At 68.1% G+C, this 15906-nt stretch carries 18 protein-coding genes; 11 read left to right on the top strand and 7 right to left on the bottom strand.

What is annotated here, in order from left to right; all coding sequences use genetic code 11:
• Positions 1-90: 90 nt before the first annotated feature.
• Complete coding sequence (locus R2B38_RS20455) at positions 91-888, top strand: class I SAM-dependent methyltransferase (protein ID WP_318017509.1); 798 nt, start codon at positions 91-93, stop codon at positions 886-888.
• Between the two features lie 36 nt (positions 889-924).
• Here R2B38_RS20455 and R2B38_RS20450 read toward each other — a convergent pair whose 3' ends face one another.
• Complete coding sequence (locus R2B38_RS20450; RefSeq protein WP_318017508.1) at positions 925-2262, bottom strand: MFS transporter; 1338 nt, start codon at positions 2260-2262, stop codon at positions 925-927.
• A complete protein-coding gene (locus tag R2B38_RS20445) occupies positions 2259-2942 on the bottom strand; it encodes a GntR family transcriptional regulator (protein ID WP_318017507.1) in 684 nt (227 codons plus the stop codon). The genes R2B38_RS20450 and R2B38_RS20445 overlap by 4 nt, the downstream gene beginning before the upstream one ends.
• Before the next feature lie 259 nt (positions 2943-3201).
• Here R2B38_RS20445 and R2B38_RS20440 point away from each other — a divergent pair, with 259 nt between their 5' ends.
• The gene (locus R2B38_RS20440; protein ID WP_318017506.1) at positions 3202-4113 is read left to right on the top strand and encodes a D-alanyl-D-alanine carboxypeptidase family protein; all 912 of its coding nucleotides are present in this window, start codon (positions 3202-3204) and stop codon (positions 4111-4113) included.
• 265 nt (positions 4114-4378) lie between these two features.
• Here the strand turns inward: R2B38_RS20440 and R2B38_RS20435 are convergent, their stop codons facing one another.
• Positions 4379-4591, bottom strand: a complete 213-nt coding sequence (locus R2B38_RS20435) for a DUF397 domain-containing protein (RefSeq protein ID WP_318017505.1) — start codon at positions 4589-4591, stop codon at positions 4379-4381.
• A gap of 5 nt (positions 4592-4596) precedes the next feature.
• Positions 4597-5478 carry a helix-turn-helix transcriptional regulator gene (locus R2B38_RS20430; protein ID WP_318017504.1) on the bottom strand — a complete coding sequence of 294 codons (882 nt, stop codon included), beginning with the start codon at positions 5476-5478 and terminating at the stop codon, positions 4597-4599.
• Between the two features lie 246 nt (positions 5479-5724).
• Between R2B38_RS20430 and R2B38_RS20425 the strand changes: the two genes are divergently transcribed.
• The 7 genes from R2B38_RS20425 to R2B38_RS20395 all read left to right on the top strand — a co-directional run bounded on the left by R2B38_RS20425 (position 5725) and on the right by R2B38_RS20395 (position 10789).
• Positions 5725-6165 carry an ATP-binding protein gene (locus tag R2B38_RS20425; protein ID WP_318017503.1) on the top strand — a complete coding sequence of 147 codons (441 nt, stop codon included), beginning with the start codon at positions 5725-5727 and terminating at the stop codon, positions 6163-6165.
• 90 nt (positions 6166-6255) lie between these two features.
• Positions 6256-6696, top strand: a complete 441-nt coding sequence (locus tag R2B38_RS20420) for a WXG100 family type VII secretion target (RefSeq protein ID WP_318017502.1) — start codon at positions 6256-6258, stop codon at positions 6694-6696.
• Positions 6697-6774: 78 nt separating this feature from the next.
• On the top strand, positions 6775-7092 hold the full coding sequence (locus R2B38_RS20415; RefSeq protein WP_318017501.1) for a WXG100 family type VII secretion target: 318 nt from the start codon (positions 6775-6777) through the stop codon (positions 7090-7092).
• A gap of 395 nt (positions 7093-7487) precedes the next feature.
• Entirely contained in the window at positions 7488-9020 is a 1533-nt protein-coding gene (locus tag R2B38_RS20410; RefSeq protein WP_318017500.1) for an RNase A-like domain-containing protein, read from the top strand.
• 10 nt (positions 9021-9030) lie between these two features.
• A complete protein-coding gene (locus tag R2B38_RS20405) occupies positions 9031-9753 on the top strand; it encodes a hypothetical protein (RefSeq protein ID WP_318017499.1) in 723 nt (240 codons plus the stop codon).
• Between the two features lie 22 nt (positions 9754-9775).
• On the top strand, positions 9776-10075 hold the full coding sequence (locus R2B38_RS20400) for an RNase A-like domain-containing protein (RefSeq protein WP_033285348.1): 300 nt from the start codon (positions 9776-9778) through the stop codon (positions 10073-10075).
• A 24-nt stretch (positions 10076-10099) separates the two neighbouring features.
• The gene (locus tag R2B38_RS20395) at positions 10100-10789 is read left to right on the top strand and encodes a contact-dependent growth inhibition system immunity protein (RefSeq protein ID WP_318017498.1); all 690 of its coding nucleotides are present in this window, start codon (positions 10100-10102) and stop codon (positions 10787-10789) included.
• A 51-nt stretch (positions 10790-10840) separates the two neighbouring features.
• Here the strand turns inward: R2B38_RS20395 and R2B38_RS20390 are convergent, their stop codons facing one another.
• From R2B38_RS20390 to pdhA, 3 genes are read right to left on the bottom strand one after another with little or no spacing between them, the layout of a single operon-like run.
• A complete protein-coding gene (locus R2B38_RS20390; RefSeq protein WP_318017497.1) occupies positions 10841-12274 on the bottom strand; it encodes a dihydrolipoamide acetyltransferase family protein in 1434 nt (477 codons plus the stop codon).
• An 11-nt stretch (positions 12275-12285) separates the two neighbouring features.
• Positions 12286-13293 carry an alpha-ketoacid dehydrogenase subunit beta gene (locus tag R2B38_RS20385; protein ID WP_318017496.1) on the bottom strand — a complete coding sequence of 336 codons (1008 nt, stop codon included), beginning with the start codon at positions 13291-13293 and terminating at the stop codon, positions 12286-12288.
• A 1-nt stretch (position 13294) separates the two neighbouring features.
• On the bottom strand, positions 13295-14452 hold the full coding sequence (gene pdhA, locus R2B38_RS20380; RefSeq protein ID WP_318017495.1) for a pyruvate dehydrogenase (acetyl-transferring) E1 component subunit alpha: 1158 nt from the start codon (positions 14450-14452) through the stop codon (positions 13295-13297).
• Positions 14453-14773: 321 nt separating this feature from the next.
• Between pdhA and R2B38_RS20375 the strand changes: the two genes are divergently transcribed.
• Together R2B38_RS20375 and R2B38_RS20370 are read left to right on the top strand one after the other, a co-directional pair.
• On the top strand, positions 14774-15436 hold the full coding sequence (locus R2B38_RS20375) for a response regulator transcription factor (protein WP_318017494.1): 663 nt from the start codon (positions 14774-14776) through the stop codon (positions 15434-15436).
• Between the two features lie 49 nt (positions 15437-15485).
• Positions 15486-15887 carry a pyridoxamine 5'-phosphate oxidase family protein gene (locus tag R2B38_RS20370; RefSeq protein WP_318017493.1) on the top strand — a complete coding sequence of 134 codons (402 nt, stop codon included), beginning with the start codon at positions 15486-15488 and terminating at the stop codon, positions 15885-15887.
• Positions 15888-15906 lie beyond the last annotated feature (19 nt).

Genomic DNA, 15906 nt, shown 5'->3' with positions numbered 1-15906 from the left:
CAGCAGTCTCCAAATAGCGGTCTCCAAATAGCGGCGGCGGAGCGGAAATTCGTTGTCGCCGGGCGGGCGTCTGTCGCTAGCCTCCGCCGCATGTCTGACGTGACGTCCGAAACCGCACATACGGAGAGCGCCGAGCCCGACGACGGGCCTCCCCGGCTCACCCGGCTCGCTTTCCACAGCCCCCTCTCCGAGGCGCGGGCCGACGGGATCGTGCGACGGCTGGCCGGTGCCGGGCCGCGCACGGTGCTCGACATCGGCTGTGGCTGGGGCGAGTTGATGCTCCGGGTCCTGACCGCCGTACCGGAGGCGCGGGGTGTCGGGGTCGATGTGAACGCGCGGGATCTGGCACGTGGGCGGCGGGACGCCGAGGCGCGGGGGCTTGCCGAGCGGGTCGAGTTCGTCGAGGAGTCGGCCGTGGGGACGGAGCGCGGGCCGGCCGATCTGGTGCTGTGTCTGGGGGCGAGCCAGGCCCTCAGTGACGCGGAGCCTCCCCGGCACACGGCTGAAGCCCTGCGGGAGTTGCGGCGGCTCGTCGTCGACGGAGGGCGCGTGCTGCTCGGTGAGGGGTTCTGGCAACGCCCGCCCACGACGGCCGAGTTGGCCGGGATGTGGCCGGAGGCGCGTGCCGACGAGCACTACGACCTGGGGGCGCTCGTCGATCTCGCGGTGGCGGCCGGGTTCCGGCCCGAGTGGACCGAGACGGCGAACGCGGACGAGTGGGAGGAGTTCGAGTCGGCGTACCAGGCGGACGCGGAGGTGTGGCTCGCCGGGCACGGCGACCATCCGCTGGCCGCCGCCACCCGCGAACGGCTCGACCGGCACCGGGCCCAATGGATGAGCTACCGGGGCGTGTTGGGCCTCGCGTACCTCACCCTCGTAGCGGCATAAGAAAGTCGTGTGAGAGCGGTGTGAGCGGAGGCGGGTTCACGCCGGCACGTGGACCGTCTCCACCCGGCTCGCCACGAGGCGTTCGCTCTCGCGGCGGGCCGCCCGGCGGCGCAGCCGGAGGATCTGGCTGACGCCGACCGCCTGGAGGACGAAGATCACCGAGAAGGCGATCGAGTAGTTGTCGCCGGTCGCGTCGAGGAGCACGCCGACCAGGAACAGGGTCGTCATCGAGGCCACGAAACCACCCATGTTGGTGATTCCGGAGGCGGTGCCCTGACGCTCCGGCGGGTTGGCCGGGCGGGCGAAGTCGAAGCCGAGCATCGAGGCGGGACCGCAGGAACCGAGCACCGTGCAGAGCACGATCAGCAGCCACATCGGCGCGTGGTCGCCGGGGTAGAGCAGCGTGACCGCCCACACGAGGGCCGTGGCGCCGACCGTGCCGAGTGCCAGCGGCAGCCGCGCGGTGTGGTGCCGGGCGACGATCTGGCCGTAGACCAGGCCGACGAGCATGTTGGACAGGACGACCAGGGTGAGGAGTTCGCCGGCGGTGGCCCGGGACAGGCCCTGCGCCTGGACCAGGAACGGCAGGCCCCACAGGAGCAGGAACACCATCGCCGGGAACTGGGTGGTGAAGTGCACCCAGAGGCCGAGGCGGGTGCCGGGTTCGCGCCAGGAGGCGGCGATCTGGCGGCGGACGTAGGCCGCGCCCCGGTGCGGGAAGGGTTCCGGTTCGTGCCCGTCCGGGTGGTCCTTCAGGAACAGAAGAAGCAGGACGAGGACCACAACCCCCGCGAGCGCGCTGCCCGCGAAGGCGGCCGTCCAGCCGATGCCGTGCAGCAGGCGGGCGATCACCAGGGTGGAGACGAGATTTCCGGCCATTCCCGCGAGGCCCGCGAGCTGGGCGACCATCGGGCCGCGGCGCGCCGGGAACCAGCGGGTGCCGAGGCGCAGCACGCTGATGAACGTCATCGCGTCACCGCAGCCGAGCAGCGCGCGGGAGGCGAGGGCGGTGCCGTAGGAGGGGGAGAAGGCGAAGCCGAGCTGCCCGGCGGTGAAGAGGACCACGCCGATGGTCAGCACCTTCTTCGTCCCGAGGCTGTCGACGAGGAGGCCGACGGGTATCTGCATGCCCGCGTAGACCAGCAGTTGGAGGATCGAGAAGGTCGACAGGGCCGAGGCGTTGACGTGGAAGCGCTCGGCCGCGTCGAGGCCGGCGACACCGAGGGACGTGCGGAAGATGACGGCGACGAAGTAGACGGAGACGCCGATGCCCCACACGGCGAGCGCCCGGCGGCCGCCGGGCGGATCGCCGGGAAGGGACATCGCCCCACTGGAACTACTACTGCTACTACTGCTACTGCTACTGCTGCTCATCGAACCTCGCCCCGGGCCAGGTGGGAGAACCAGTCGACGTGCTGGTGGACGATCCCGGCGGCCGCCTCGGCGTCGCCGGTGCGCAGCGCGTCGAGGATCGCCGCGTGCTCGGTGAGGGTCTTGGCGATGCGGTCGGGGTGCGAGTGCATGATCGCGACGCCCATCCGCAGCTGCCGGTCGCGGAGTTGGTCGTAGAGACGGGAGAGGATCTCGTTGCCGCCGCTGCGGACGATCTCGGCGTGGAAGCAGCGGTCGGTGACGGCGGCGCCGGCGAGGTCGCCCGCGGCGGCCTGTTCCTTCTGCCGCGCGAGCAGCTCTTCCAGCCGGGCGATGAGGGTCGGGGACGCCGGTACGACCTTGCGGACCGCGTGCTGCTCGACCAGCATCCGGGTCTCGACCACGTCCGCGATCTCCTGCGAGGAGACGGGCAGGACCAGGGCGCCCTTCTTGGGGTAGAGCTTGATCAGCCCTTCGACCTCCAGGCGCAGCAGTGCCTCGCGCACGGGTGTCCGTGACACTCCGACGGCCTCGGCCAACTCGCCCTCGGTGAGCAGCGTTCCGCCTTCGTAACGCCGGTCCAGGACACCCTGTTTGACGTGGGCGTAGACGCGGTCGGCGGCGGGGGGTTGCTTGACGACAGGGGGTGAGGTGAGTGACGGAGCGGGGGACGGGGACGGCATGAGGACATCATAGATACAACACGTACGCATGAGGACGGGCGGTCCAGGATGCGGACGGAACCGAACGGGGTCGGGGGTGCGTCTACGGAGGTGCATTTCCGCGGCCGGTTCTCGGGGGCGTTTCACACATTCGGGGAACCCGGCGCAGCAACCGCACAACCTTCTGTGCTACTTACGTGTCACACACGTACGGCCCTTTCTTTCCCCCCTCCAACTGGGCCGTTCCTCAGGGGCATTCAACGTATTCGGGGTACCTCAGTTGATTACTGCCATTACCGGCATCAAGGGCAGCCGCTTCCGCAGAGCCGCCGCGGTCACCGTGACCGCAGGCGCCGTGCTCGCGACCGGCGCCCTGACCGCGGCACCCGCGCAGGCTGTCACGACGCCCACGATCGTGGCCAAGGGCGGCTACCTGATGAACAACGCCAACGCGTCGTCGTTGTTCAACAAGAAGGCGGACACCAAGCTGTCCACCGGGTCGACCACGAAGATCATGACCGCCAAGGTCGTGCTCTCCCAGTCGAACCTGAACCTCGACGCGAAGGTCACCATCCAGAAGGCGTACAGCGACTACATCGTCGCCAACACCGCCTCCTCCGCCCACCTGATCGTCGGCGACAAGGTCACCGTCCGCCAGCTCCTCTACGGCCTGATGCTCCCGTCCGGCTGTGACGCGGCGTACGCGCTGGCCGACAAGTACGGCGCCGGCTCGACCCGGGCCGCGCGCGTGAAGTCGTTCATCGGCAAGATGAACTCGACCGCGAAGACGCTCGGCCTGACGAACACGAAGTTCGACTCGTTCGACGGCATCGGCAACGGCAACAACTACTCGACGCCGCGCGACCTCACGAAGCTCGCCAGCAACGTGATGAAGAACGCCACGTTCAAGACGGTCGTCAAGACCAAGTCGTACAAGGCGAAGACGATCACGAAGACCGGCAGCACCCGCACGATGGCTGCCTGGACCAACACGAACACCCTGCTCAACAGCTACAGCGGCACGATCGGCGTGAAGACCGGCTCCGGCCCCGAGGCCAAGTACTGCCTCGTCTTCGCCGCCACCCGCAACGGCAAGACCGTCATCGGCACGGTTCTCGCGTCCACTTCGGTGGCCCAGCGCGAGACGGACGCGAAGAAGCTGCTCAACTACGGCTTCGCGCGGCTCGGCTGACATCCAGTCAGCTCTCTGATCGACACCGAGGGACCTGCCGCATGCCAGCGGCGGGTCCCTTTGTCGTACGGCGGCTTCTGTCGTACGGCTGCTCGTACGGCTGTCGCGTGAGGAGTTGGGTCGGCGGTGTCGGCGAACGACCGGGAACTGGCGCGGTACTTCGTCCTTGAGGGCGCCCGAACTCTGCTCGGCCAGGCCGGTGGACACCCCTGACCGCTCCTGAACTCGCGCTGCGTTTCCCCCGGTTGAAGGAGTTCCTGCTGAACTACTTCGGCCAGGACGGACTCGCCGTCGACGACGCACCCAGGTGGGCCGTGAACGCGACCCAGGTGGTGGGGGTGAGCCGGACTATAGAGCCGTTCACGTCCTTCGAGTCACGAACGGCCACCGTGTCGGGTGCATTGCAGGCGACTTCGACGCACTGTTGTCCGGCGTCTCCGCCGCTGTAGCTGGACTTGACGAACACGAACTCTGTCACCGGATCTACATCTCCTTGCGAATGGCTTCGATCAGGTCGAGAGCGTTGCGCTCCGCAAGTCCCACCCGTGCGATGCGGTCGAAGATCCGACCGTGCCGGGCCGCGTCCTCCTCGCTCTCCAACCAGAGCGTAGAAGAGGGTACGTCCATGTGTACGACGTCCAAGGCACCGGGTTCGGCGAACGAGACAATGCTGAACGCGCCGATCATGCCCGGATTGGCACCTGCCAGATATGGCACCACCTGCAAGGTCACCGTGTCAGTGCGCGCCAGGTCCAGCAGATGTCCCAACTGTTCCTTCATCACAGCGCGGCCGCCTACAAGTTGGCGTAGCGCTCCCTCGTGCACCACGGCCCACAACTCCAGAGGCCGCTCCGAACTCAGCCGCGCCTGACGAGCCAGTCTGGCCTCCACGAAGGGTTCGATCTCGCCCGGGTCCTCCCACGATCCCGCGCCGACGGCCACCGCCCGCGCGTAATCCGGTGTCTGCAACAGGCCGGGGACGAAGGCGAGTTCCCAGGTACGCATGCTGGTGGCGATGTCCTCCAGTGCCACGTACTCGACCATCGCGGAAAGCTGCGGGTACTGGTTCCACCAACCACGAGCCTTGCGTCTCTCACGGTCCGTCCTCGCAAGGGTCAGCAACCGCCCGATCACCGGCTCAGCCGTCTCGCCGTACAGGTGGCAGAGCGCGCGAATGTCCGGATCACGGACCGGCACCTGCCCGCGCTCCATCTTCGCGACCTTGGCCACCGACGCCGACAACGCCTCGGCGGCATGCGCCTGACGCAGCCCCCGCACCTCGCGCATGCGAAGCAGTTCACCGCCCAGCCGCCGCGCAAGCACGGTCGACACGGACACACCGCGATCAGGGTTTCTACCTGCCATGTCGCCTTCCCTTCGGCCGAGTTGGTCACAGTCTGTGTGGTCACCGTACGGCGAGCAAGCAAGTTCGAGTAGAAATTTATGGCCTCATACTTGCTGGCCCACACTTCGCACCGCTACCGTCAGTACTGAATCACCCACCCAGTGAAACCAGTTGGCGGAAGTGCACCGCGCTGCCCGCACCCGGCACAGCACGGCAGAGCCACCCCACCTGACCCCGTCCCCCATCGCACAAGGAGGTGCGCCCCGGTGACCGACTCCTGTCCTCCCGGACTCCCCAAACCCCACGACCGCCGCTACGACCACTACGACGCCGTCACCTACACCCCGTACCCGATCAACATCCCCCGCGCCCGCAGACACGTCGCCCACCTCACCGCCGCCTGGGGACACCCCCACTCCGCCGGCGACGCGGCGCTACTGGCAAGCGAGTTGTGCACGAACGCCTTACTCCACGGCTGCCTCCGCGACCGTCTGTTCCGCGTGGAGACGTCCCTCACCGGCAACGCCCTGCGCGTGGCGGTCACCGACCCGAGAGGCGAACGGCTCCCGTACCCCCAAACCTCCACCTCCGACGACCAGTTCGGCCGCGGCCTGCTCATCGTCCGTACGCTGGCCGCCCGTTGGGCCGTGGAGAGACTCACCGTCGGCAAGACCGTCTGGGCGGAGTTGGACCTCCCAAGCCCCTGAACGCCCTCGCTTCCGGGCCGCTGCGAACCGTAGGATTATTGCAACAGCAAGTGACGTGTGAGGCCGACGCGACGGGGGCGGGGATACAGCGTGGCAGTACCCGGAACCGGCACGGGCCAGGGCGGCAACCCTGACCTGCACGTGTCGTCCAAGGACCTCACCAAGCTCGCCGGCGACCTCGACGACATGCAGGACCACCTCGACAAGCAGGTCAAGCGGATGGACGCGATCGTCGACCGCGTCGAGGCCGGCTGGCAGGGCCCGGCGGCGACGGCGTACCGCGAGTTCCACCGCGCGGCGACCGAGGACGCCGTACGCATCCGCGAAGTGATGAAGCTCCTGGAGCAGGCCGTACGGATGAGCCGCGACGGCTTCTCCTCGAACGACATCGAGGTGCTGGAGCACATGCGGACGATCCAGGTCGACATCGGCAGCGAGGTCGACAAGCTGTCCACGCCGAACGCGGAGGCGACGGGAGATACGCCGGCGCCGCCACCGCCACCGCCCCGCAGCAGCCTCGACTCCTTCTGATCCATCTGACCCTTCTGAACGAGGGCCGCCAAGTGCCCGTCATCCAGCCGCAGTTACCGACCGATATCCAGGGGGATCATGTCGACCGGGGCTTCCGCCGACGACGGCCACATATCCGTCTCCTTCGCCACGCTCCACGACCTCACCGCCGAGCTGGAGGACATCCTCAAGCAGCTCAACGGCAAACTCGACGACCTCTACGACCGTGCCGAACCGGTCGTCCTGTCGTGGAAGGGCGAGGCCCGCGAGGTCTTCGTCCAGAAGTTGGATGAGTGGGACCGGTCGGCACAGGATCTGCAGGCCGCGCAGAAGTGGCTGCACGCGTATGTCACGACTGGTCACGCGAACTACTCGGCGGCTCATCGGGCGGTGCTGCGCGGCTGGGGAGCGGCCTGATGGCAACACCCTCACCTCAGCCGAGTCCGTCCACCAGCCCCACCGCCAGTGACACCGAACCGGCTCCCGAACCCAGTGCCTCCCAGCCCGAACCGAGCCCCGGCACCTCTCCGGATCCCCACTACGAGCCGCCACCCCCGAAGGCCACCGAATCCGACGGCCGCCCTTCGGACGCTCGCCGCGCGTGGGAACGGGAACAGTTGAAACAGCCCGCGCCCGACAGCGGGAGCGGCTTCGACATCAAACCGGGGCACGTCTACTACACGTCCACGGTGATCCGCGACGAGCAGTTCACCTTCCACAAGACGGCCGGCCGACTCGTGCAGGACGTCGACCATCGACAGGCGGCCGGGAACGGCGGTGGCCCCGACGACTTCGCCGGTGCCTACGACGACGTGGCCAAGGAGTTCCTGAAGACGTGGGCGGAGTGCGTGGCCAGTATCGGCGGCGTCTCGCTCGGGCTGACCAACACAGCGAACAACTACATGGCGGCCGACTGGCACTCCCGGGGCATCTTCGGACCACCGCCCCGCCGGGACGCTCCGATCGGCGTCGGCAAGGTTTCGTACGGACCCGTCGCCTCCATCAAGTGGACCGGCACCGGCGATGGCTCGGACATTCCCTTCGTGGCCGCGATAGGCGATGTCCCGGACTTCCTGGCCGACTTGATCAAACCGGCGATCGAGGAAGGGCTGCGCCTCGGCAGAACCCACGAGATCACTCCCGGCGCCGAGACGGACAACCTCCGCAGCATCGGAAACGCATGGGAAGCGGCCGGCAGAGCGGCACAGTCATCGGCCGACAGCTTCACCCAGGACATCGGGTATCTGACGGACAGCGGCAACAACGACTGGCAGAGCGCGATGAACGCCTTCTGCCAGTCGATCTGGGGCACCACCGCGTGGGGCGGCCGACGGGACGGCGACAACAACGCCATACCGCCGTCCCAGACCGGCGGCCGCGACTGGCGTACCAATCCCAGTACGGCGCCCGCCGACCGGCGCCCCGTCATCGAGGTCCTCAAGAAGACCGGTGACGACATGAAGCAGATCTTCCACGATGTCGCGGACGCCGCCGAGAAATGCCGGAAGACGACCGAGCGCCTGGCCTTGGAGGCCACGAAGGCGACTGTCAACGACATGGTCCCGGACGGCTTCTCCTGGGACGAGCTCACCAAGCTGAGTGCCTATGCCACGTTCGCCGAGATCGTCCTGAAGTTCCGGTCGCACATGGACAAGGGAGGCTGCGATGCCGCCGTCGAGACCTATCACAAGGCGTTCCACGACGGCGCCGATCGCCTCCGTAAACTGCTTCCCGAACTGACCGAAGCCGCCATGAGCGCTCCGACGTACGAGGCCGAGGAAGCCCGCGCCGAGGCGTTCGGGGCGCGTTCCCTGACCGAATTCAAACCTGGTCATGTGTGGTCCACACCCGGTGACGCGGACAACGGGATCTACAGAGTCGACCTGGCGTCCACGGAGTGGCTGGAGAATTCCCACACCGTCTCGAAGCATGTCGGCCTGACGGACGACCAGTTGGCACAGCGTCTGCGCGATGAGCTGAAGAAACCGCCCCGGCCGGGAACCGAATGGCCCTATGGGCAGCCGAAGGTCGCCGAAGCGTCGTCCTTCAAGGACCTGGAATCAGCACAGAAGATGACTCAGTTCAACATCGACAAAAACGCGGACGAAATCAAGAAATGGATCGCGAACCATCCGGACAAGGGGGGTCGACTGGAGATCACAGTCCCCGAGACCCCTTATGGACACAGCGGTCGGAGCATCGGCAAGGAAGAAATCAAGACCGACGAATTCCCGGCTTCGAAGGCCAATTACGTGGACGGGGTCGAGACTCGCCTTCTCTACGACCCTAACCTCGACCCCCCTTTCACAGTCGTGACCTCGATGCCGAGGAACGTGAAGAAGTAGGATGCCCTGCATGACACACCAGGAATCCGTCGGCTACTCGAATCTCGCGGGTGCCCGTAAGCTGTTGGAACCCTACGACGGCTGGAGACGCCGGATTCCAGACGATTCAGCCGAGTGGCAGAAGAAACTCTTCCCGCTGATGCGCGGCATCAAGAACGCGGAATTGGACGGCGGTCGCACACTGCAGGAGATTGCGGCCGAACTACGTGTTGCGGCTGAACTTTTCGAGGCCTTCCCCGACGGTTCCCACGGTGCTCTCAACAGAATCCCGCAGGCGAGGACCGGATCACGTACACCTGCGGCACTGCGGGAGATCGCCGAGCACCTGGAGAGCTGGAACTCCGACTGGCGTACATGGGAGGAAACCCCCATGGACATCTGGGAATTGAGCCTGCGCTTTCCTCGCCTCAGCCAGATCCTGCCCATCTATTTCGGCCAGGACGGCGTGGCCATCAGCGATGACATGCACGACGCCACGTCCGATGACGGTATCCGTATGTACATCGACGAGACCCACCCGCGCTGTCCGTGGCACCTGCCGAGTGTGGTCTCCGAGTGCTATCAGGCAATGGCCCTTTTCCACACCGAGGGGCAACTGGACCGGTTCTTCAGTGGGGCCGCGATGAGCGGAGGTTCGGGCACCGAGGACTTCGTCGACTTTTTTCCCCTCTTCGCGCGGCTCTGCGTCGAGCACATGCGTGAGGCCCACTCGTCCCTGTGGGAAACCGAGTAGAGCGCGAGAGGACCGGTCCACCATGCGCACCCGCACCGCCACCTACCCCGACCGAGAAACCGCCCAATGGGCCACCCAACAGACCGTCACCGCCAACGAGCAGGCCATCCACCGCTGGCTCGCCCGGTCCACCCGCCCCCGCCTGACCATCGAGGCGTCCTGGCCCTCCCGCCCCGAACCGGTCGGCCGGGTCCTGCTCCAGGCGATGATGCTGGCCGGACGCGAACCCGTCGACGTCCGCGCGGCCCGCGTGATCCTGAAGCGGGACGCGTCCCGCCCGCACGGCTTCGCCGTCCACGCCACGTTCCCGATGTACCTGTGACGACGACCCGCAGAGGCTGATCCCGTGCCCTTGAGCCCCCTCGAACACGACCGCCGCTACGGCGAGTTGGACCAGGTGATCCGCGCCTACGCCGGTCAGCCGGCCGACGACACCCCGGACAAGCCGAGCGAGGCGCTGACCGCCTATCTCCGCCACACCTGGCACAGCCGCCCCTGGGCCCTCGCCGTCGCCGAGCGCCAACTCCGCGAGTACGCCGACAACCCTCCCGGCCGACTCCGCCTGCGCCTCGGCGAGTTCTACGTGATCCCGGACGTGGGACTCCCCGAGGCAGAGATCCAGCAGTGGCTGTACTGCCTCGCCGACCGCATCAAGCACAGCGTCGAGGAAGGCGAGGTCCCGCCCCCGGCCACCCCCGCCACCCACTGGGAATGGCACGCCCGCTTCCCGGAACTCGGCCAGTTCCTCGGCGGCTGGTTCTCCCAGGACATGCCGGACGAGTTCGACGACCACGACGCGGCGACCGACGACTACCGCACCTCGACCGACCCGTACCTCGTCGCCCGCCTCACCGGCGAACTCCACGAACTCCTCACCCTGGACCTCGACGAGTCCGACTACGCCCTCGCCGTCGCCGAGTTGGGCATGGAGGTCGACCCGCCGGCACCGTACTCACCGAGTGGTTGGCTCGCCCTCGTCGCCGACCGGCTGACCACACCGCCCGCCGACTACGGGAACCCTGCGGCCCAGAACTGAGCCGCGCGCCCCCCACTCACAGAGACGCGCGGCCCATGGACGCAACAGCCACTACCCCCAGGTGATCAACCGCTTCGGCTGCTCCAGAATCGCCGCCACATCCGCCAGCACCTTCGACCCCAACTCCCCGTCCACCAACCGGTGATCGAAGGACAACGCCAGCGTCGTCACCTGACGCGGCTTCACCTTGCCCTTGTGGACCCACGGCTGGAGCTTGATCGTGCCGACCGCGAGGATCGCGGACTCGCCGGGGTTGAGGATCGGCGTACCGGTGTCGATGCCGAAGACACCGACGTTGGTGATGGTGACCGTGCCCCCCTGCATCGCCGCCGGGGAGGTCTTGCCGTCCCTCGCCGTGGCCACCAACTCGCCCAGCGCCTCGGCCAGTTGAGGCAGCGTCTTCGCGTGGGCGTCCTTGATGTTCGGGACGATCAGGCCGCGCGGGGTGGCCGCCGCGATGCCGAGGTTGACGTAGTGCTTGAGGACGATCTCCTGGGCGGCCTCGTCCCAGGACGCGTTGATGTCCGGGTTGCGCTTGATGGCGACGAGGAGGGCCTTCGCGATCAGCAGGAGCGGGTTCACCCGCAGGCCCTGGAGCTCCTTGTCCTGCTTGAGCTCCTCCACCAGCTTCATCGTCCGCGTCACGTCCACCGTCACGAACTCCGTGACATGCGGCGCCGTGAACGCCGAACCGACCATCGCCGCCGCCGTCGCCTTGCGCACGCCCTTCACCGGGACCCGGGTCTCCCGGCTCGTGTCGTACGTCGCCGGAGCGGCGGCCGGAACCACCTGGACCTGAGCCCGCGGTGCCGTCGGCACCGGCGCCTGAGGCACCGCCACCGCCGCGTGCACGTCCTCGCGCGTGATGACGCCGTCCGGGCCCGACGGGGTCACCGTCGCCAGGTCGACGCCGAGGTCCTTCGCCAGCTTCCGCACCGGCGGCTTGGCAAGGGGGCGGGACTGCGCCACGGCGGCCCCGGTCTCGGTGGGCGTCGGCGTCGCCGTCGGCGTCGCGTGGCCGTTCAGCTCCGCCTGTACGGCCGCCACCGCCACCGACACGGCCTCCTGCGCCGGGATGTCCGCCCCCTTGCGCGGCCTGCGCTTCGTGGCGGACGTGGATACTCCGTAACCCACCAGTACCGGTGTGCGGGCCGCCGGCTTCTCCTCCGCCGGGGGCTCGGGTGCGGCCGCGGCCGCCGGAGTCCCGGCGGGGGCACCCCCCGCCACATCCACCGCGATGATGGACGTGCCCACGTCCACCGTCGTCCCCTCGGGGAAGCGCAGCTCGCGCACCACCCCGTCGTACGGGATGGGCAGTTCCACCGCGGCCTTCGCCGTCTCCACCTCGCAGACGACCTGGCCGTCGGTGACGGTGTCGCCGACCTGGACGTACCACTTGAGGATCTCGGCCTCGGTGAGGCCCTCGCCCACGTCCGGCATCTTGAACTCGCGTACGGACGCTTCCGCTTCAGTCATCGTCGTCACGGCCCCTCTCCTCAGTACGCCAGAGCGCGGTCGACGGCGTCGAGCACCCGGTCCAGGCTCGGCAGGTACTCCTCCTCCAGGCGGGCCGGTGGGTACGGGGCGTGATAGCCGCCGACCCTCAGTACCGGAGCCTCCAGGTGGTAGAAGCAGCGCTCCGTGATGCGGGCCGCGATCTCGCCGCCGGAGCCGAAGAACACCGGGGCCTCGTGGACCACGACCAGACGGCGGGTCTTCTCCACCGAGGTCTGGATCGCGTCGAAGTCCAGCGGGGACACCGAGCGCAGGTCCAGGACCTCCAGCGACTTGCCCTCCTCGGCGGCCGCGTCGGCGACCTCCTGGCAGAGCTTCACCATCGGGCCGTAGGCGGCGAGGGTGAGGTCCGTGCCCTCGCGGACCACGCGGGCCTTGTGGAGGGGGTCGGGGATCGACTCGGTGTTGACCTCGCCCTTGTCCCAGTAGCGCCGCTTCGGCTCGAAGAAGATCACCGGGTCGTCGCTCTGGATGGCCTGCTGCATCATCCAGTAGGCGTCCGACGAGTTCGACGGGCTGACGATCTTCAGGCCCGGGACGTGCGCGAACAGGGCCTCGGGGGACTCCGAGTGGTGTTCGACGGCGCCGATGCCGCCGCCGTAGGGGATGCGTACGACGATCGGGAGCTTCACCTTGCCCAGGGAGCGGGCGTGCATCTTGGCGAGCTGGGTGACGATCTGGTCGTAGGCCGGGAAGACGAAGCCGTCGAACTGGATCTCCACCACCGGGCGGTAGCCGCGGAGGGCGAGGCCGATGGCCGTGCCTACGATGCCGGACTCCGCGAGGGGGGTGTCGACGACCCTGCGCTCGCCGAAGTCCTTCTGGAGGCCGTCCGTGACGCGGAAGACGCCGCCGAGCTTGCCGACGTCCTCGCCCATGATGAGGACCTTGGGGTCGGACTCCAGGGCGGCGCGCAGCGATTCGTTGATCGCCTTGGCCAACGGCAGGTTCTTGAACGTCGTGGTCTGTGCCGCAGTCTGTGCCGCCATGTCACTTACCCCCCTCTTCGTCCGCGAACGACGCCTGGTAGGCGGCGAACTGGGCCCTCTCCTCGTCGACGAGCGCGTGCCCGTCCGCGTACACGTGCTCGAAGATGGCGAACCGGTCCGGGTCCGGCATGGCACGGACCGCTTCGCGCACTCGTCTGCCCAACGCCTCGCTCTCCGTCTCCAGTTCCGCGAAAAATCCCTCATCCGTGTGGTTCGAGGCCTCGAGGTACGTGCGCAGGCGCAGGATCGGGTCCTTCGCCTCCCAGGACTCGCGCTCCTCGTCGGCCCGGTACTTCGTCGGGTCGTCGGAGGTGGTGTGCGCGCCCATGCGGTACGTGTACGCCTCGACGAGCGTCGGCCCCTCGCCGTTGCGGGCCCGCTCCAGCGCCCACTTGGTGACCGCGAGGCAGGCCAGGACGTCGTTGCCGTCGACGCGGACGCCCGGGAAGCCGTAGCCCTGGGCGCGCTGGTAGAGCGGGACGCGGGTCTGCTTCTCGGTGGGCTCGGAGATGGCCCACTGATTGTTCTGGCAGAAGAACACGACCGGCGCGTTGTAGACCGCGGAGAAGGTGAACGACTCGGCGACGTCGCCCTGGCTGGAGGCGCCGTCCCCGAAGTACGCGATCACGGCGCTGTCGGCGCCGTCCATGGTGACGCCCATCGCGTAGCCCGTGGCGTGCAGCGTCTGGGAGCCGATGACGATCGTGTACAGGTGGAAGTTGTTGGTGTTCGGATCCCAGCCGCCGTGGTTGACGCCCCGGAACATGCCGAGCAGGTTGGTCGGGTCGACGCCGCGGCACCAGGCGACGCCGTGCTCGCGGTAGGTCGGGAAGACGTAGTCGTCCTCCCGGGTGGCCCGCCCGGAGCCGATCTGGGCGGCCTCCTGGCCGAGCAGCGACGCCCACAGGCCCAGCTCGCCCTGGCGCTGCAGGGCGGTGGCCTCGGCGTCGAAGCGGCGGGTGAGCACCATGTCGCGGTACAGGCCGCGGAGCTCATCGGGGGTGATGCCGGCGACGTACTTGTCGTACGGGGCGGTCTTCGCGTTCTTGACTCGCTTGCCCTCGGGCGTCAGCAGCTGGACGAGGTCCGGGTCGGCGCCCTTGGCCTTGCTTCCGGCGCTGCGTCGCGGCTTGCGCGGGGCAGTGCTCTCCACGGTCACGTGTGCTCCTCCGTCGGTCCGGCTCCCCGGGTTCGCCGGGTGCCAGTGCGGCTCACCTGCGCCCCACGGACGCACAGGGTGGGTGCGGTTCGTCGGGAACAGGCGTGACAGGTGCCCCGGCGAGCGCCCTGCAACAGGCACGTTACCCAGTGCTCCACAATTCTGTGAAACCCCTCCTGACCTGCGATTTTGCTTGGATTTCCAAGTAAATCGCGAAAGTCGGGAACAAGTCCTGGTCACAGCCTTGCAGGGGGCCGGAACAACGGCACGTTATCCCGCTCACCTCGGGCACGGGAAGAGGCCGTATGTGAGACTTACCGCGTGCGCGAAACCGGAAAAATCAGCATTTTCCTCGTCGATGACCATGAAGTCGTCCGGCGTGGCGTCCACGAGATGCTCTCCGTCGAGGACGACATCGAGGTCGTCGGCGAGGCCGGTACGGCGGCCGACGCGCTGGTGCGGATCCCGGCCGTGCGCCCGGATGTGGCGATTCTCGACGTACGGCTCCCGGACGGCAGCGGGGTCGAGGTGTGCCGGGAGATCCGCGCCCGGGACGAGTCCGTGAAGTGCCTGATGCTGACCTCCTTCTCGGACGACGAGGCCCTCTTCGACGCGATCATGGCGGGCGCCTCCGGATACGTCCTGAAGGCCATCCGGGGGAACGAACTGCTGAGTGCCGTACGGGACGTCGCGGCCGGCAAGTCGCTGCTCGACCCGGTGGCGACCGCCCGCGTCCTGGAGCGGCTGCGCAACGGCGGCCCCCAGCAGGACGAGAAGTTCGACTCCCTCACCGACCAGGAGCGCAGGATCCTGGATCTGATCGGGGAGGGGCTCACCAACCGGGCGATCGGCGAGCGGCTGCACCTCGCGGAGAAGACCATCAAGAACTACGTGTCGAGTCTGCTTTCCAAACTCGGTATGGAGCGGCGCTCGCAGGCGGCGGCCTATGTGGCGCGGAGACAGGCCGAGCAGCAGCGTCATTAGGGACCAAAGACCCCTCCCCCGGAGGGGCCGCTCATCCGACAGTAAGTGCATGCCCACCGACCAGCAGCTGGCCGTCGATCTGCTCGCGCGCACCGACCACGGCCGGGTGGCCACCACCCTGGACGCGCTGCCCTTCCTGGCCCCCGCCCGGCACATCGTGGCGGACGAGCGGCTGCTGCTGCGGATGCCCCGGAGCCACGGCCATCACCACGCGTGCGTGGACCGTGTCGTCGCGTACGGTGCCGACAACCTGGACTCGGCCGGGCCGGACGACGACCTGTGGTCCGTACAGGTGGTCGGCACGTGCGAGCCCCATGAGCCGACGGCGGAGCAGGTCGAGCGGTTCGGGCCGGCCCGGGACGCGATGGTGTACCTGCGCATCGAACCCCGGCTCAGCACCGTGCACTCCCCGGACGGCGGCCTGGAACGGCGCTTCGGGCCCACCCTGTGACCGAAAGCGACCATCGACG

It is taken from the genome of Streptomyces sp. N50 (assembly GCF_033335955.1).
GTDB lineage: Bacteria > Actinomycetota > Actinomycetes > Streptomycetales > Streptomycetaceae > Streptomyces.
The sequence above is the reverse complement of the archived record's forward strand: the minus strand, read 5'-3'. Positions and strand labels throughout refer to the sequence as shown.